Below are 17,441 nucleotides of genomic sequence, written 5' to 3'. Positions count from 1 at the left end.
GGCGGATACTAGGCTTCCGGGCAGGATTGGGAGGCAAGCGCGTAGGGTTGGTACATGCAGCGGATCAGTGAATCCACGATCTGCAGTCGCGGTGGCCATGCGGATCGCCGATCATCGCCCTGCTCACGCGCGCTGCCTGCGGGCATCGGGAGTTTCGCGAGCCGCGCACGTGCCCGTTTCAGTGCCGGCAGATCATCATCGAGGAAGGCGATGGTGGCATCGACATAGTGATTCCATCCCTCCGGATCGGCACCGTGGGGCTTGTAGGTCAAGCGCATCAGGGCAATGGCAGGATCGCGCTGTCCTGCATCGGCGCGCATCGTTGCCTCATGCCAGGCCAGCCCGCTATGCCCAGCCGCTTTCGCCTGCTGGCGATAGGCAGCGAACAACCCGGCGATTTCCAGCTGGCAGCCTGCACGCTCGGCCAGCGCATCCCAGCCCTCGCCTGGGCCATGGTTGAACGCCTCTGGCGACATCGCCAGCAGTCCGGCGCGATCGTCGAACCGGCAGTCGTCGGCCAGCGCGGGCGCGGAACTCACGGCGAGCGCCAGGGCCATCAGGTGGCGGAAATACATCGTCACGTCCTTGTGCGGAGCCACACATGGTGAAGGAAAAGGGGACGGAGGGGATTAAGTCGTTTGTGCCACAAACGACTTAATCCCCTCCGTCCCCTTTTTGATCAATCGCCGAGCAGGGCGGTGTTGCGAACGGCCCCCTTGTCGGCGCTGGTGGCGAGCAGGGCGTAGGCTTTCAATGCACTGGTGACCTTGCGTGGGCGCGGCGCGCGCGGCTTCCAACCACGCGCATCGGCGTCGCTGCGGCGCTGTGCCAGCACGGCCTCGTCCAGCAGCAGATCGATGCGGCGGGCAGGGATGTCGATGCGGATGCGATCGCCGTCTTCCACCAGGCCGATGACACCGCCGCTGGCGGCCTCCGGCGAGACGTGGCCGATCGACAGGCCCGAGGTGCCACCGGAGAAGCGGCCGTCGGTCAGCAACGCGCACTGTTTGCCCAGCCCCTTCGACTTCAGGTAGCTGGTCGGGTACAGCATTTCCTGCATGCCGGGACCGCCCTTCGGGCCTTCGTAGCGGATCACCACCACCTCGCCGGGTTGCACTTCGTCGGCGAGGATGCCGGCGACGGCGGCGTCCTGGCTTTCGTAGACGCGCGCGGGGCCTTCGAAGATGTGGATGGACTCGTCCACGCCGGCCGTCTTCACCACGCAGCCATCGACGGCCAGGTTGCCGCGCAGCACGGCGAGGCCGCCTTCCAGTGAGTACGCGTGCTGCAGCGAGCGGATGCAGCCTTCAGCGCGGTCGATGTCCAGCGTCGGCCAGCGCGTGGCCTGGCTGAAGGCCTCCTGGGTGGGAATGCCGGCCGGGCCGGCCTTGAAGAAGGTATGCAGGGTGTCGTTGTCACTGCGCACCACGTCCCAGCGTTCCAGCGCGTCGGCCAGGCTGGTGCTGTGCACGGTCGGTACCGAGGTGTCGAGCAGGCCGGCGCGCTCAAGTTCACCGAGGATGCCGAACACGCCGCCGGCGCGGTGCACGTCCTCGATGTGGTACTTCGGCGTATTCGGCGCCACCTTGCACAGCTGCGGTACGCGCCGCGACAGCGCGTCGATGTGGGTCAGGTCGAAGTCGACCTCCGCTTCCTGCGCGGCGGCCAGCAGGTGCAGGATGGTGTTGGTGGAACCGCCCATGGCGATATCCAGGGTCATTGCATTGGCGAACGCGGCCTGGGTGGCGATGCCGCGCGGCAGCGCGCTCGGGTCTTCGCCGCCATACCAGCGATGGCAGAGTTCGACGATCAGGCGCCCGGCACGGCGGAACAGCGCCTCACGGTCGGCGTGGGTGGCCAACGTGGTGCCGTTGCCGGGCAGTGACAGGCCCAGCGCCTCGGTCAGGCAGTTCATCGAGTTGGCGGTGAACATGCCCGAGCAGGAGCCGCAGGTAGGGCAGGCGCTGCGCTCGAATGCGGCCACCTTCTCGTCGGAGGCGCTGTCATCGGCGGCCACCACCATTGCATCGACCAGGTCCAGCTTGTGCTCGGACAGCTTGGTCTTGCCCGCTTCCATCGGCCCGCCGGACACGAACACCACCGGGATGTTCAGGCGCAGCGCGGCCATCAGCATGCCGGGGGTGATCTTGTCGCAGTTGCTGATGCACACCAGTGCGTCGGCACAGTGCGCGTTGACCATGTACTCCACGGCGTCGGCGATGATCTCGCGGCTGGGCAGCGAATACAGCATGCCGTCGTGGCCCATCGCGATGCCGTCGTCCACGGCGATGGTGTTGAATTCCTTGGCGACGCCGCCGACCTGTTCGATCTCGCGCGCGACCAGCTGGCCGAGGTCCTTCAGGTGCACGTGGCCGGGCACGAACTGGGTGAAGGAGTTGGCGATGGCGATGATCGGCTTGTGGAAGTCGCCGTCCTTCATGCCGGTGGCACGCCACAGGGCGCGGGCGCCGGCCATGTTGCGGCCGGCGGTGGAGGTACGGGAACGGTATTCGGGCATGGCTGGCGGAACGGGCGGGCCGTACGACGTGGGAGTCAGCCGATCATGGCCAATTTTTTCGGTTGCTGCTGCAACCACCGGAGGTGGTCCGGCCGGGCTGCGCCCGGCACCCGCCGAAGCAACGGCCGAAGCAACAGCGGGCTTCCTGCGGGAGGCGGGGTGGGTCCGCTGGCGGGGGACGCCGTAAACCCTTCCTTGGGGGCTTGACCGCGGCATCCATGCCGCGGACACCCCCGCCAGCGGACCCACCCCGCCTTCGACAGTTTCCCGCGATCTGTCGGGGCCGGCGCTCTGCGTTGCTCGTGGTAGGTGTCGACCTTGGTCGACACGATGGATCCACGCCACGCGTGGATGATGGGGAACGACGAAAATGAAAGGCCGTTCATCTTTCCCACTTTGCCGATTCCGGTTGCTGGCCCGGATTTGGCATCATTGGGGCATTGATCCGTCGACAGGGCATGAGGCCATGAAACGTTCCCGCACCACCGCGCTGCTGCTGATGAGCGCCGCGCCGCTGCTGTTCACCGCCTGCCAGAAGGAGCCGGAGGTGAAGGTGCAGGAAGGCCTGTACACCTCGGTGGAAGCCTGCACCGAGGCCACCGGCGATCCGTCGTCGTGCCGCAATGCCTTCGCCGAAGCGCAGAAGCAGGCCGCCGATGCGGCGCCGAAGTACGCCAGCAAGGAAGCCTGCGAGAAGGACTACAAGCCGGAACAGTGCGTGCAGCAGCACACGTCGGCGGGTACCTCGTTCATCGGCCCGATGATGATGGGCTTCTTCATGTCGCAGATGCTGAGCAACCGCGGCGGCCTCGCCCCGCAGGCGCCGGCGTCGGCACCGGCTTACCAGGACAAGAACGCTGGCTGGGCGCGCCCGGCACCGGGCGGCACCGGTGGCCTGAACACCGCCAGCGGCATCGGTGCCGGCAAGGCTGGCCTGGCGCCGGTCACCAGCGAGCCGAACCGTGCGGTCACTGCCAGCCGTGGTGGCTTCGGCAACACCAGCGCACGCCGCAGCACCAGCGGCAGCTACGGCGGCTGATCGACCCATGCAGCGCATCCGGATTGCCGAGCGTGCCCAGTGGCGGGTACGCGCGGAAGAGGCGGGTTTCCGCTTCCACACCATCGACGGCCAGCCGTACTGGGATGAAAGCGCGTACTACGCCTTCACCCTGCGCCAGATCGAACAGGACATCGAAGACCCCAGCGCCGAGCTGCACCAGATGGCGCTGGACCTGGTGGGCGATGTCATCGCCAGTGAACGGCTGATGGACCAGCTGGCGATTCCGTCGCACTACCGCGACTGGATCGCCGACAGCTGGCGCCAGCGCCAGCCACACCTGTACGGGCGCCTGGACCTGGCCTACGACGGTACCGGCCCGGCCAAGCTGTACGAACTGAACTACGACACGCCGACCTCGCTGTTCGAGGCCAGCTTCTTCCAGTGGCAGTGGCTGGAAGACCAGCGCAACGCCGGTCGCCTGCCGCAGCACGCCGACCAGTTCAATGCGATCCACGAGGCGCTGGTCGAGCGTTTCGGCGAACTGGCTTCACAGCTGCCGCCGCCGCTGTACTTCAGCGCGGTGGGCAGTTCCGAAGAAGACCGTGGCACCGTCGATTACCTGCGCGACTGCGCTTCGCAGGCCGGCCTGCATGGCCAGGCCATCGCCGTCGAGGACATCGGTCTGTCCGAGGACGGCCGCTTCACCGCGCTGGATGATTCGGTGATCGGCACGCTGTTCAAGCTGTACCCGCTGGAAGACCTGATGGCCGAGGAATTCGGTCGCGCGCTGCCCGGCTCGGGCGTGCAGCTGCTGGAACCGGCCTGGAAGGCAGTATTGAGCAACAAGGGCATCCTGCCGCTGCTGTGGCAGCGCAACGTGGGCCATCCGAACCTGCTGGAAGCGCACTTCGATGACGGCAGCATGCTGGCCTCGGGCTGGGTGCGCAAGCCGCTGTTCTCGCGCGAGGGCGCCAATATCGAGATGCACCTGGCCGATGGCAGCACCCAGCGCAGCGACGGTCCCTACGACGGCCCGGCGATCATCCAGCGCGCGCATCCGCTGACCCGCTTCGAAGGCGGCTACCCGCTGATCGGCAGCTGGGTGGTGGGTGACCACGCCTGCGGCATCGGTATCCGCGAGGACGACAGCGCGATCACCCGCGACAGTGCGCGCTTCGTGCCGCACGCGATCGTTGATGAGGCGCCGACGCGGATCTACGTCTGATGACGGTGCGGCGTTGGCCTGGTCGGCATGGGCGTCCCACGCCCGTGCCGGGCCGGCATTTCGATGACGGGCGCAGCCTGCAGGCCTTCGCGGACCGCGTCGCTGTGCGTTGCCATCGCTGCGACACCCCCGGTTGGATGATCGCCAGCTGGAAACCCTACCGGTGGACGGCGCGATTCCGCTGCACAGGCTGCAGTTCAGCGCTGGACAGTGGTGACTGGGTCGGTGCGGTCTACATCCTGGGCCGCCAACCTTGTGGATTCTGTGGGCATCAGTGGCTGCATGTGCGCCGCCGGGTTCCCGCTGGCGTGCCTGCACCGGCCTCCTTCGCTGCTCGATGTGCGCAATGTGATCGCAGTACTGATGTTTCGGTCGCGGTGCGTCCGTTGCGTGACGCCGAGCCTGCCGATCCGCACTTCGGATTGCCGCTGCGCCTGGTCGAACCGACCCGCGCGGGCCTGCTCTGGGCCTATAACGCTGAACATCTGCATGCATTGCACGAGTACGCGAGCGCGATGCTGCGCGAAAGCCGCGGCCATCACCGATCCATGTTCTCGCGCCTGCCGCAGTGGATGAAGCTGGCCCGCAACCGGGTGTTGCTGCAACGTGCGGTGGAGCGGTTGCAGCGGCGGTTGTTGCAGGGGTAGTGCCGGCCGCTGGCCGGCATCGCCGTTGGTAGATGCCGACCTTGGTCGGCGCTGTGGGTTTCGTGCCAACCAAGGTTGGCACCTACCAGAGCGATCGTTGGTATCAGAGCAATCCTTCGCGCTTCACTGCCAGGTAGCGCTCCACCAGCGCGCCGGGCAGTGCATCGGCGGTCACGTCCAGCACCATCACCTTCTCGCTGCGCAGTGCCTCGTGCGCCTTCGCGCGCTGCTGCAGGTAGAGTGCGGCGGCACCGGCCTGGGTGGCGTCTTCCAGTGTCTGCACTTCGCCCTCCAGTGCGCCGTCCAGCTCGCGCTCACGCAGGCTGGCCACGCACACCAGGTGGCGTTTCTGCAGCAGGCGCACCGCCGCCAGCAGATCCTCGATGTCTTCGTCGCGCACGTTGCTGACCAGCATCACCAGTGCGCGCCGGCGCTGGCGCAGCGACACCTCGGTGGCGGCGGCCAGGTAATCGGTGGCCACCGCACGCGGCTGCAGGTCGTAGCTGGCACGCAGCAGGTGCTCGACCGTGCCCATGCCACGCTGCGGCGCCACCCAGCGGCGTTCACCACCGGCAGCGAACAGGCCGGCGGCGTCACCCTGGCGCAGCGCCAGGTAAGCCACCACCAGCGAGGCGTTCAATGCGTGGTCGAAGTGCGAGAGTCCGCCTTCGCTGGCCAGCATGCGCCGGCCACTGTCGAGCATCAGCAGCAGCTGCTGGTTCTTCTCGTCCTGGTACTCGCGCGAGATCAGCTTGCGTGCACGCGCGGTGGCCTTCCAGTCGAGCTGGCGCAGGCTGTCGCCGATGCGGTACTCGCGCATCTGGTGGAAGTCGGTGCCCTCACCGCGGCGGCGCTTCACGTGCGCACCGACCAGCCGCGAGGCCTGGTCGGCACTGAACAATGCGAAGCGGGTGAGCGGCACGAAGTTCGGATAGACACGCACGTCCAGCGCGGGGGGCAGCGTGCGTTGCTGCCACCACAGGCGCCACGGCGAGCGCATGCGCAGGTGCACGCCCTCGAAGCGGAAATGCCCGCGCTGCAGCGGCTGCAGATGGTAGTGCAGGGTGGCAGCGGTGCCCGCCTGCAGGTGCACGCGCTGTGGCAGCGACTCCAACGGCCAACCGCCGGGCACCAGGTCGAACACCTGCACCGTCATCGACGCGTCTGCCTGCAACCGCAGTGCAGCCTCGCGGCGCACGCCCAGTGCCAGCGCTTCGGGCAGTTCTCGCTGCACCTGCGGTGACGGACGCCGCGACTGCCGCCACAGATCCATCAACGCGGGCACGGCAATCGCCAGCGCCGCCAGCGCCCAGCTCCAGCGCGGCAGCAACCCGCCCAGCACCAGACCGCCCAGGGCAGCCCAGGCCAGCAGCAGCGCCAACAGCAGCGGGGCCGGCCTCATCGGCGCGGCGCTTCCACCTTGGCCAGCAGCGCGCCCAGCACGTCGTCGGCGTCCTGGCCTTCGATCTGCAGTTCCGGGGCCAGCGCGATGCGGTGGCGCAGCGCCGGGCGCGCAATGTCGCGCACGTCGTCCGGCGTGACGAAGTCGCGGCCGGCCAGCACCGCCTGCGCGCGCGAGGCACGCACCAGCGCGATGCTGCCGCGCGGACCGGCACCGACCGCGATGCCCGGCCACTGCCGGGTGGCGGCAACGATGCGTACCGCGTAGTCGATCACTTCGTCATCGACGGTGATCGCCGCGGTGGCGCGCTGCAGCTCCAGCAGCTCACCGGCACCGAGCACGCGCGGCACCTGGCTCAGGTCGAAATCGCTGGCGGCACGACCACTGGTGATCGCGGTCACCATGCGCTTCTCGTCCTCCAGCTGCGGGTAATCGATCAGCACCTTCAGCAGGAAACGGTCCAGCTGTGCTTCCGGCAGCGGGTAGGTGCCTTCCTGCTCCAGCGGGTTCTGCGTGGCCAGCGCCATGAAAGGCGGTGCCAGGGTGAAGGCCTTGCCCTCGATGGTCACTTGGCCTTCCTGCATCACTTCCAGCAGCGCGGACTGGGTCTTGGCCGGTGCGCGGTTGATCTCGTCGGCCAGCAGCAGGTTGGTGAACACCGGGCCGCGGCGGATCTTGAAGCTTTCGCTCTTCGGGTCGTACACCGCGTGGCCGCTGACGTCGCTGGGCATCAGGTCGGGGGTGAACTGCACGCGGCCATAGTCCAGCTCCAAGGCCTGGGCCAGCGCGCGCACCAGCAGCGTCTTGCCCAGCCCGGGCACGCCCTCGATCAGCACGTGGCCACCGGCCAGCAGCGCCACCAGGATCTGGTCCAGCACATCGGCCTGGCCGATGAAGGCGTGTCCGACGGCGGTGCGGATGGCATCGACGCGTTCGATCAGGCGGGCGTTGGCGGCCGCCGGCAGCTCGGGGACTTCGGTCATAGCAGGGATCTCATCTGGAGCAGCAAGCGGATGCGCTCGCGCAGGGCGGAGGAATCGTGTGGCGGAGGGGGAGTGAGCGCGCTGGCGACGCGGGCCTGCGGCCATTTCAGCAGCTCGGCGATGGCCTGATCGCGTGGCGCACCATCCAGTGCGGCGGCAATCGGTGCGCGCAGGCGCAGGCGGTGCAGGAACAGGGCGAGCACGGCCTCGTACAGGCGTATGCCGTGACCGAAGCGCAGCAGCAGTTCGCCACTGGCGCGCACGTGCTCCAGCAGCGAACGGCGTTCCAGTACCGGTGACGGCAGCAGGCTGCCGAAGCGCCGCGAGCGGCCCCACAACCAGCCCAGCAGGGCCAGCAGCAGTGGCGCCCACAGTGGCCAGCCCTGGTAGAACATGCGCGACCACAGCGACGGCGGGCGGCTGGCGTAGATCAGCCAGACCGCACCCTTGCCGTAGTTCGGATCGAGCAGATAGCGGGTCAGGTCGCGGTGCGACGCGTCGTGCAGGCCGTCGCTGGCCTTGCCCCCTGCCGATGCCAGGCGCGCTGCCGGTGAGTCCACCTCGCTGCGCATGAACTCCATGTCGGCCAGCACGCTCACCTTGCCCTGGCCATGGCGCAGGCGCGCAAACACCAGGTCGCGATCCGTGCCCCAGCGACGTTCGGCCTGTGCACTGGCGGCAAAACCCAGGGTGAAGCGGCGGCCTCCACAGAACTCAACGTGACCAGGATCGTCGTCGACATGGAACGGCTGGCAGTCGCTGCGCTGGAACAGGCTGTCCACGCCCAGCTGATCCAGCAGGGGCCCCTGCGTGCTGCCGGCATCGTCCTCGGCCGGTGGCGGCGTCCGCACCAGCAGGTGGCCGCCCCCGTCGACCCAGTCCAGCAGCGCGCTGGCGACGGGCGGCGGCAGTTCGCTGCTGTCCTGCAGCAGCACCACCGTGTCGTGCGGCCCCAGCGTCATTTGCCGCAGTTCCAGCCGTGGCCGCGAGTGCACGTCAATGCCGTCGGCGCGCAGGGCCTGGCCGAGCACGTACAGCGGGTTGTAGCCAGCTTCGCCCTGCGGCGGCAGCTGCACGGTCTCGGTCACCCGCTCATGCGTGCGCAGGTAAAGGATCGTCAGCGGTACACCGAACAGCACCAATGCACCGAGCAGCAGCGACCAGAACAGGCGCGGGTTCATGCCTGCCACCCGTACTGCTGGCGCAGCGTATCGGCCAATGCATCGAAATCGGCGCGGCTGGGCAGGCGGCCACCGTAGGCGGCGTACTGCCACATGCGCACGATGCGCGCGAACAGGTCACGATCGCTGGCCTCGGGCATGCGCCGCGACGCGCGCAGGCATTGCGCTTCGGTGGCACCGGGTGGAAGCGCGATACCGCTGCGCTCGCCCACCGTGCGCACGCTGGCGCGGTACAGAAGGGCCAGCGCCTGCCGCGGCCGGCCCTGGTCCCAGAGCAGGCCGGCCTGGGTGGCCACGTCCGGCGGCAGCACCACCGGCAACTCCACCTGTTCCTCCACCACCGGCGGTGCGGCCTCGGCCTTGCGTCGGCCACTGCCCCGCAGCCACGGCAGCCACAGCCGTGCGGTCAGCAGCAGCACCAGCAGCAGGACGCCGAGCAGCCCCCACAGGCCCCATTCGGCCAGCCGCGCCAGCCAGGCCATGCCGTCCTTGCGCGCTTTGCGTTCACCGTTGCTGTTGGCGTCACGCTGCAGCTGCTTGTCTTCCTTCTTCTCTTCCTCGGCCTGTTCGATCGGCTTCCAGCGGGTGACCTGGCGGGTCGGGCGCTGCAGCGGGTCTTCATAGGCGCGGTTCACTGCCTGACGGAAGCCGGCGGTATCCACCGGCGTACCGCCGAAGATCATTGCCGGGGTGTTGGCCGGGTCGATGGTCGGTGCTTCGTCGCTTTCCTCGGCGTCGATGCCACGGTCGTTGGGCTTGCCCATGGCGCGTTCGGGCTCGGCGTCTGTGTCCTGCGCATGCACCGGTGCGGAGACCAGCGGCAGTGCCAGGCACAGCAGCAGGGCCAGCGTCGATGCCGCCGGCAGCAGCCGCTCGCGCAGGCGGCGCAGGGCGATCTCCACATCCCAGGCTTCCATCTGCGTGCGCCGGTTCAAGTACAGGCCAAAGCCCGCACCGACGAAGAACGGGCCGATCAGCACCGAGGCCAGCCAGCACGCCAGGTTGAAGCCCAGCCGTGCCCATGCGGGTGTGTCCTGGCCGATCATGTCCCATGCGGCGCGCCATGATTCGGACATCAGCTCCAGTGGCATGAACATGAACACCGCACCGATCGCGCCGGACACCAGCACGGCTTCGAACGCCATGCAGGTCACGGTCAGTACCAGTGCCGCGCCCACTGCGCCGGCTGCCACTGCACGACGACGTGGGCCGCGCTGGCCCGGTGTGTTGCCTTCCAGCAGGTTCACCGGCAGGCACAGGCTGCGCAGCACGCTGAAACGACGCCAACCCAGGTAGCCCCAGAAGCCGCTGTTGCCCCAGTGACGTTGCGCACGCAGCGCGGCCAGCGTGCCGACTGGTTCACCGAAGATGCCGCGCGACAGCACATACAACGGCGCACGTTCGAACAGCGGTTTGCACCACCACATCGCCAGCCAGGCCCAGCCGAAGGCATCCAGCCACCAGCCCAGCGCGTTGAAGATCACGAACAGCGGTGCACTGGCCAGCAGCCAGCTGCCCCACAGCGCGCGCGCGTGACGGCGGGACAGCGCGGTGCCCAGCTCCATCGCTTCCCAGCCACTGCGGGCACGCAGCGCCACGTCCAGGTGGTCAATGCGCATGGCCAGCTCCACGTCCGCCGCGCCACAGCCACAGCAGCACGCCGGCCCACAACACACCGGCCACGCTGAACTTGCCCCATGCAGGTACTTCGGCGATCGATGACCAGAAGGCTTCGATGAAGGCGGCCACCAACAGCATGAAGGCGACGCCGAGGCACAGCCGCGCGCCGATGCGGCCGCCGTCGACCAGTGCATCCAGGCGGCTGCGCCGGCCCGGCGCCAGCAGCTTCATGCCCAGCTGCAGGCCGGCACCGCCAGCGATCACGATCGCAGTCAGCTCGAAGGCGCCGTGGCCGACCACGAAGCGCCAGAACGGGTCGCCATGGCCGATGTGCTGCAGGTGGCCTGCCACTGAACCGATGATCACGCCGTTGAACAGCAGCACCAGCAGCGTGCCCAGCCCGGCCAGCAGTCCGCTGGCGAAGGTGCGCAGGGCGATGCTGATGTTGTTCATGATGTAGTGGCCGAACATCATCCAGTCGGTGCCGCTGTCACGCCCCAGGCGCTCGGCGGCGGGATCGTACATGCGCTCCATCTCTGCGATCTGGCGGTTGTCCATCAGCATGTGGATCAGGTCCGGATAGACCTGCACCAGCACGAAGCAGGCCACCGCCGGCAGCGCGAACATCGCCAGCGCTACCCACATGCTGCGCGCCTGGCTGCGCACCAGCAGCGGGAAGTCGGCCACCAGGAACTCCAGGGCACCCCGCCAACGTGTCGGCGGCGTGCGGTACAGCACGCTGTGGCCCTGCTGCATCAGCTGCTGCAGGCGCTGCACCAGCTGCGGGCTGTAGCCGCGCTCGCGGGCCAGCGCCAGCTGCTGGCACAGCCGCCGGTAGCGCTGCGGGAAGGTCGTGTCGTCCAGTGCCAGGCCGCTGGCCTTGCGGCGCGTGCGGCGTGAGGCGCCGGCACGCAGCAGCAGCCACTGCTCCAGGTCCTGCCATTCCTGCTGGTAGCGGGCGACGAACTGCTCCTGTTTCATCGCCGCCCCAGCAGCCAGTTGGCCATCGCATACAGGCGCAGAACGCCGACCTGGCCGTGGGTGCCGGTCAGTGGCTCGGCAATACCGGCCAGCTCCTGCTGGCGCGCCGCCGACAAGCGTGGCGCGCGCTCGGCGAAGGCCATCAGCGCGGCCTGTTCCTCTGGTCGCAGGGGCTGCGGCGGGGCCAGCACGCTGTCGATGGTCGGCGGCGGTGGCAGGTACAGTGCGGGTGCATGCACCACCACGGTGCCGGCCACCAGGTCGCCCAGGCGGCGGCCATGCGGATCGAACAGGCTGCTGATCAGGCCCAGCGCATAGCCGAAGGGCAGCATGTCCACCGTGCGCAGCAGGTTGCGGGTGATCGCCGCCATCCAGCCTACCGGCGCGCCATCGCGGGACAGCACGCGCAGCCCCAGCGCACGCTTGCCCAGGGTGCGTCCCCACACTGCTTCGCAGACGATCGGGTAGGCCCAGTAGACCAGGAACATCAGCACCAGGTAGAGGCCGGAGCCGAACTTGTCCAGCAGCGCCAGCGGAATGGACACCAGCACCAGTGCCGCGATGCGCACGCCGAGATCGACCAGCCAGGCCATCGCCCGCGGTACCGGGCCGGCGGCAGGCAACTGCAGCGGCACACCCTCTGGCGTCACCACCTCGCGGTAGGTATCGAGCATCGGTGCGGCCATCAGCGCGATGGCCTTCGTTGTGGGCGCCGGAGTCCTCTCCGGCAGGCAGCCACAGGCATGGGGGTCTCGACAGGTCCTGGTCGGGCCCAGACTTTAGCAGAGCCGCGTGGCGGCGTTGGCTGCTCAGCCCCGGTATTCGTCCTTCAACCGCACGTAGTGGTCGGCCGAATAGTGCAGCGACTCGATCTCCTTGTCGCTCAGCGTGCGCGCCGGCCGGGCCGGGTTGCCGACCCACAGCTCGCCTTCGCCCACCACCTTGCCCGGGCCGACCACCGCACCGGCGCCGACGAAGCCATGGCGCTCCACGCGGGCGCCGTCGAGGATGCAGGCGCCCATGCCGATCAGGCTGTAATCGCCGATCGTGCAGGCGTGGATGATGCAGCCGTGGCCGACGGTCACGCCTTGGCCGATCAGGGTCGGGTAGCCGGCCTTGTTGTACGGGCTGTGGTGGCTGACATGGATGATGGTGCCGTCCTGCACGTTGGTGCGCGCACCGATGCGCACGTAGTTGACATCGCCGCGGATGACCGTGCCCGGCCACACCGACACGTCGTCGGCCAGCTCCACGTCACCGATGACGGTGCAGGCCGGGTCGATGTACACGCGCTCGCCGAGGACGGGCATCTTGTCGCGGAAGGGGCGCAGCGGGTTCATCGAAGTCTCCGGAAATCAGGGCGTTCGCGACGATGATACGCGTGCGAACGCTGGGGGAGGTACCGCCCTGGGGCCGCGCGGATACACAGTAGATCCACGCCATGCGTGGATGGTGATCTCGGTGCCGACCAAGGTCGGCAGCTACCAGAAACGGGTGCAACCGCTCAGGACGGCGCGTGCTCGGCCAGCATCTGCCGGAACAGCGCGTCCAGCCAGGCGCTGTCGCCCTGGCCAGCAGGCAGCCGTGGGGCCTGCCCGGCGCGGGCGGCTAGTTCACGATCGATGAAATCGCTGATCGCCGCGATGCGTGGTCCGGCACTGAACTCGGCACTGGCGCGTTTCACGGCCAGCAGGGCATCGATGGCTTCACGCACCGGGCCAAGCGGCAGCAGCCGGTCCAGCAGATCCTCGAAGGCCATCGGCGGGGGTGTCTGTTCGTGTTCGATCCACTGGCAGGCCAGCAGTGGGCGCAGCACGTACAGGTATTTCTTCGTGCGTACCGTTTCGCCACGCAGGTAACCGCGATGGTTCGAGCGCGCCATGTTGAAGTAGTGCCACCACGTTCCCAGTGGTGAATAGAACGACTCAGCTGCCTTCCACAGCTGCGACATCGCAGCGTGATCCTGCTGGTAGATGATCGGCGAACGCAGCCATTCGATCAGTGTCGGATTGGATTTTGAGACCAGCCGCAGTGCCTTGCGCAGGTCCCAGCCGCTGACATCGAGCTCATCGTCGATCGGCAGTTCGATCACATCGCGCTGCGCTTCGCCGGGACCGGTGCTCTCGTTGACGCTGAGATACCACGGCTGGCGATGCACGTAGATGAAGCGCGCGTCGTAGTCACTGTCCGGCGAGGAAAAGCCCCAGCCGCGGCTGCCCGACTCGCAGGCCAGCAGCACGCGTACGTCGTAGCGTTGTTCGATGTCGGCCAGGGTCGAAAGGATGGCGGCGCGCTTGTCCGGCGCGATCGGGTGGATGTCGTCCATGCAGTCGTGATTCGTTGATGTCGAGCGTTCTCGACTGTAGCGCAGGTCTGCATCGCTGCGCTCGCCGGGCATGGCCCGGCGCTACCAGGGGGTGACGTTCGTCGACGAGGCATGACGGGGTAGCGCCGGGCCAAGCCCGGCGAACGCGATCACGGCTCGTAGCTGTAGCCCATGCCGTACACCGAACGGATCGGCTCGCCTTCCATGCCGGCGTCGGCCAGCTTGCGGCGCAGGTTGCGCACATGGCTGTCGACAGTGCGGTCGACCACCACGCGATGGTCCAGGTACAGCCGGTCGAGCAGTTCATCGCGCGCCCAGATCCGGCCTGGCGTGGCCAGCAGCGTGCGCAGCAGGCGGTATTCCACCGGCGTCAGGTCCAGGCCCTTGCCGTTCCAGGTGGCGCGTGCGGCCGGCTCGTCGATGTGCAGGCCGCCGTTGGCGCGCGCACCGGGGTCTGGGCGGTAGCGGCGCAGCACCGCCATTACCCGAGCGACCACTTCGCGCGGACTGAACGGCTTGCAGATGTAGTCGTCGGCACCGATCTCCAGGCCCAGCAGGCGGTCGATCTCTTCCACCCGTGCGGTGACCATGATGACCGGCACATCGCTGCTGGCGCGCAGTTCACGGCACAGGTCCACGCCATCGCGCTGTGGCAGCATCAGGTCCAGCAGCACCAGGTCGGGCTGGTAGCGCGCGAAGGCGTCGATCACCTGGCCACCGTCGTCCACCCACTCGCTGGCCATGCCGGCAGCGGCCAGGTAGTCGCGCAGTACCGAGGCCAGGCGTGGCTCGTCCTCGACGATCAGGATCTTCGCGGACGTGGCGGGCGACGTGCTCATGCAGGCTCCGGCAGGGTGATGACCACGCGCAGCCCGCCCAGTGGCGAGGGCTCGGCGTGGATGACGCCGTGGTGGGCGAGGATGATGTTGTGGCTGATGGCCAGGCCCAGCCCGCTGCCACCACTGGCGCGATTGCGCGAACTCTCCACGCGGTAGAAGCGTTCGAACAACAGCGCGCACTTGTCGGCCGGCACGCCCGGCGCGGTGTCTTCCACGATCAGCTGCACGCCGGCAGGCACGTGCGCTGCCTGCACGAGTACGCGGCCACCGGCGTGGGTGTAGCGCAGTGCATTCTCCAGCAGGTTGGCCAGCACCTGCTGCAGGCGCCGTTCGTCACCGGACACCTGCAACCGCATGGCGGGCAGATTTTCCTCAAGCGCCAGGCCTGCATTGGCGAAGCGCACGCGCATGCCGTTGAGTTCGCTGCGCAGCAGTGCCGCCAAGTCCAGTGGCGCGAAGCGGTACGCCAGGCCGCCAGACTGGGTCATCGACAAGTCGTGCAGGTCGTCGATCAGCTTGCCCAGCTGGCGGATCTCGCCCTGCAGGCCCACCAGGTTGGCGCGGTCCAGCGGACGGATGCCATCTTCGATCGCCTCCAGCTCGGCGCGCACCACCGCCAGTGGTGTGCGCAGCTCGTGCGAGATGTCGGCGATGAACGCGCGGCGGTTGCGCTCGGTATCGTCCAGCGCCTGTGCCATCCGGTTGAAGTCGTTGACCAGTGCGTCCAGCTCGTCATCGCTGGTGCGCTCGATGCGGGTGGCATAGTCGCCTGCAGCGAGCCGATGGGTGGCCGCAGCCAGCTTGGCCAGGCGCTGGCGCAGCGCACGCGACACCAACCAGGCCAGCAGCACCGTCACCAGCAGCAGGGCGACGCCGATCACCCACCAGGCGCGCACCTGGGTGTTGTAGAAGTTCAGATCGTTGGTGGCGATGACCGTCTGGAATGGCACCATGCCCAGCCAGCCGACGGTGTGACCGTCCAGCTGCACCGGATGCGGCTCGTCATCACTGGTGGCATCGGGGTTGCCGGCCACGAACCGGTGCTGCGCATCGAACAGGCCCAGCCGCGACGGTACGCCGGTCTGGTCGGACAGCGGCGGCACCGGGCCCTCATGCCCATGGGCCAGATCCGGACGCAGCAGCCGCGCCCAGCGATCACTGTCACCGCGCAGATGCTCCCAGCCACCGTGCGCGCTGTACTCGCGCTGCAGGTGTGGCATCAGGCGCTGCATGCGCAGGTCGCCCTGGTCGTTGAGGTAGTCCAGGAAGCCGGTCTGGAATGCCACGCGGCTGGCAATGCCGTTCACTGCCAGCACCAGCAGGCAGGCGGTGAAGATCGCGAGGAAGGTCTTCGCGGTCAGGCCGAATTTGAGTCGAATCTTCACCATCGCGGGGCCATTAGCGGCGCATGTGGCGCTGAAAGCAAGCGCCAGCTGAGCTGGTCGCAGATTCTCCATATTCTCTGCACAGTTCCACGGCAGCGTGCACGGGTCAACGCAAGGCCCCCACGCCCCCCATGTCACTCCCGCGCCTGCTGTCCCGCTCTCCCCATCCATTGTTGTTGCCCCTGCTGATGTCCCTGGCGGCCTGTACGGCGGGCAGGACCGACGCCCCGGCCACGCCTGAAGTGGGCGTCATTACCGCCAGCGCGCAGCCGCTGGCGCTGCAGCAGACCCTGCCCGGTCGCGCGGTGCCGTTCGAGGTCTCCGAGGTGCGGCCACAGATCGGCGGGTTGATCCGCCAGCGTTTGTTCACCGAAGGCCAGCAGGTCAAGGCCGGCCAGCTGCTGTACCAGGTCGATCCGGCGCCGTACCAGGCCGCCTTCGATACCGCGCGTGGCCAGCTGGCGCAGGCCGAGGCCACCGTGCTGTCGGCGCAGCCGAAGGCCGAGCGCACCCACACGCTGCTGGGCCTGGATGCGGCCAGCAAGCAGGACGCCGACGATGCCACCTCGGCGCTGAAGCAGGCACAGGCCAATGTGATCGCCGCGCGCGCTGCGCTGCAGGCCGCCCGCATCAACCTCGACTACACCCGGGTGACCGCACCGATCGCGGGCCGCATCGGCACCTCCAGCGTCACTGCCGGCGCGCTGGTCGCTGCAGGACAGGAAGCGGCGCTGGCGACCATCCAGCGGTTGGACCCGGTGTACCTGGATGTCACTCAGTCCAGCACGCAGATGCTGGCACTGCGCAAGCAGCTTGATGCCGGCCTGGTGAGGGCCATCGACGGCAAGGCGCAGGTGAAGGTGCTGCTGGAGGACGGCAGCACCTATGCCCATGAAGGCACGCTGGAGTTTGTCGGTAGCGCGGTCGATCCGGGTACCGGCAATGTGGTGTTGCGCGCGGTCATTCCGAACCCGGACGGTCTGCTGCTGCCGGGCATGTACCTGAAGGCGGTGCTGCCGATGGCCACCGATGCGCGTGCCCTGCTGGTGCCGCAGAAGGCGGTGCTGCGCAATGAACGCGGCGAGCCGCTGCTGCGCCTGCTCGATGCCAAGGACCACGTGGTCGAGCGCCGGGTCAGTACCGGCCAGGTGGTGGGCAACCAGTGGCAGATCATGCAGGGGTTGAAAGCCGGTGAGCGGGTAATCGTCAGCAACGGCAGTGCGGTAGCGCTCGGCCAGCAGGTGAAGGCGGTCGCAGCCACCACCGCGCAGCTGGCCGCCATGCCGGCGATCGACCCGAACGGCAACACCGACGAAAAGTCGCACTGAGGCCCG

Annotated in this window: 16 protein-coding genes; 4 read left to right on the top strand and 12 right to left on the bottom strand. The window is 68.2% G+C overall.

Annotated elements, in window-relative coordinates:
* Positions 1-8: 8 nt before the first annotated feature.
* On the bottom strand, positions 9-575 hold the full coding sequence (locus GOC52_RS19615) for a hypothetical protein (protein WP_049435806.1): 567 nt from the start codon (positions 573-575) through the stop codon (positions 9-11).
* A gap of 104 nt (positions 576-679) precedes the next feature.
* Complete coding sequence (gene ilvD / locus GOC52_RS19610) at positions 680-2,518, bottom strand: dihydroxy-acid dehydratase (RefSeq protein ID WP_191850251.1); 1,839 nt, start codon at positions 2,516-2,518, stop codon at positions 680-682.
* Between the two features lie 466 nt (positions 2,519-2,984).
* On the opposite strand from ilvD, the gene GOC52_RS19605 reads away from it, so the two are divergent.
* From GOC52_RS19605 to GOC52_RS19595, 3 genes are read left to right on the top strand one after another with little or no spacing between them, the layout of a single operon-like run.
* Positions 2,985-3,557 carry a DUF1190 domain-containing protein gene (locus tag GOC52_RS19605; protein WP_005420172.1) on the top strand — a complete coding sequence of 191 codons (573 nt, stop codon included), beginning with the start codon at positions 2,985-2,987 and terminating at the stop codon, positions 3,555-3,557.
* Between the two features lie 7 nt (positions 3,558-3,564).
* On the top strand, positions 3,565-4,743 hold the full coding sequence (locus GOC52_RS19600) for a glutathionylspermidine synthase family protein (protein ID WP_191850248.1): 1,179 nt from the start codon (positions 3,565-3,567) through the stop codon (positions 4,741-4,743).
* Positions 4,743-5,390: a hypothetical protein gene (locus GOC52_RS19595; RefSeq protein ID WP_191850246.1), complete on the top strand. Its 648-nt coding sequence runs from the start codon at positions 4,743-4,745 to the stop codon at positions 5,388-5,390. The genes GOC52_RS19600 and GOC52_RS19595 overlap by 1 nt, the downstream gene beginning before the upstream one ends.
* A gap of 103 nt (positions 5,391-5,493) precedes the next feature.
* Here the strand turns inward: GOC52_RS19595 and GOC52_RS19590 are convergent, their stop codons facing one another.
* The 10 genes from GOC52_RS19590 to baeS form a co-directional block, all read right to left on the bottom strand.
* On the bottom strand, positions 5,494-6,792 hold the full coding sequence (locus tag GOC52_RS19590; RefSeq protein WP_054172761.1) for a DUF58 domain-containing protein: 1,299 nt from the start codon (positions 6,790-6,792) through the stop codon (positions 5,494-5,496).
* The gene (locus GOC52_RS19585; RefSeq protein ID WP_014648782.1) at positions 6,789-7,775 is read right to left on the bottom strand and encodes an AAA family ATPase; all 987 of its coding nucleotides are present in this window, start codon (positions 7,773-7,775) and stop codon (positions 6,789-6,791) included. The genes GOC52_RS19590 and GOC52_RS19585 overlap by 4 nt, the downstream gene beginning before the upstream one ends.
* Positions 7,772-8,956, bottom strand: coding sequence for a DUF4350 domain-containing protein (locus GOC52_RS19580; RefSeq protein ID WP_191850244.1), 1,185 nt, complete (start codon positions 8,954-8,956; stop codon positions 7,772-7,774). Before GOC52_RS19580 ends, GOC52_RS19585 begins: the two co-directional genes overlap by 4 nt.
* Positions 8,953-10,575 (bottom strand): DUF4129 domain-containing protein, encoded by a 1,623-nt coding sequence (locus tag GOC52_RS19575; RefSeq protein ID WP_191850242.1) that lies wholly within the window; start codon positions 10,573-10,575, stop codon positions 8,953-8,955. Before GOC52_RS19575 ends, GOC52_RS19580 begins: the two co-directional genes overlap by 4 nt.
* Entirely contained in the window at positions 10,565-11,557 is a 993-nt protein-coding gene (locus GOC52_RS19570; RefSeq protein ID WP_019337015.1) for a stage II sporulation protein M, read from the bottom strand. Before GOC52_RS19570 ends, GOC52_RS19575 begins: the two co-directional genes overlap by 11 nt.
* Positions 11,554-12,243: an RDD family protein gene (locus GOC52_RS19565; protein ID WP_010482196.1), complete on the bottom strand. Its 690-nt coding sequence runs from the start codon at positions 12,241-12,243 to the stop codon at positions 11,554-11,556. Before GOC52_RS19565 ends, GOC52_RS19570 begins: the two co-directional genes overlap by 4 nt.
* 123 nt (positions 12,244-12,366) lie before the next feature.
* Positions 12,367-12,897, bottom strand: coding sequence for a gamma carbonic anhydrase family protein (locus tag GOC52_RS19560; protein ID WP_019337016.1), 531 nt, complete (start codon positions 12,895-12,897; stop codon positions 12,367-12,369).
* 164 nt (positions 12,898-13,061) lie between these two features.
* Positions 13,062-13,883 carry a nucleotidyltransferase domain-containing protein gene (locus tag GOC52_RS19555; RefSeq protein ID WP_010482192.1) on the bottom strand — a complete coding sequence of 274 codons (822 nt, stop codon included), beginning with the start codon at positions 13,881-13,883 and terminating at the stop codon, positions 13,062-13,064.
* A 149-nt stretch (positions 13,884-14,032) separates the two neighbouring features.
* Entirely contained in the window at positions 14,033-14,722 is a 690-nt protein-coding gene (locus GOC52_RS19550) for a response regulator (RefSeq protein WP_019337017.1), read from the bottom strand.
* Positions 14,719-16,110, bottom strand: coding sequence for a sensor histidine kinase efflux regulator BaeS (gene baeS / locus GOC52_RS19545; protein ID WP_191850239.1), 1,392 nt, complete (start codon positions 16,108-16,110; stop codon positions 14,719-14,721). Before baeS ends, GOC52_RS19550 begins: the two co-directional genes overlap by 4 nt.
* A 128-nt stretch (positions 16,111-16,238) precedes the next feature.
* On the opposite strand from baeS, the gene smeA reads away from it, so the two are divergent.
* Complete coding sequence (smeA, locus tag GOC52_RS19540) at positions 16,239-17,435, top strand: multidrug efflux RND transporter periplasmic adaptor subunit SmeA (RefSeq protein ID WP_191850238.1); 1,197 nt, start codon at positions 16,239-16,241, stop codon at positions 17,433-17,435.
* The last annotated feature ends 6 nt before the right edge of the window (positions 17,436-17,441 follow it).

The sequence above is a fragment of the Stenotrophomonas sp. SXG-1 genome (genome assembly GCF_014083965.1).
GTDB lineage: Bacteria > Pseudomonadota > Gammaproteobacteria > Xanthomonadales > Xanthomonadaceae > Stenotrophomonas > Stenotrophomonas geniculata.
The sequence above is the reverse complement of the archived record's forward strand: the minus strand, read 5'-3'. Positions and strand labels throughout refer to the sequence as shown.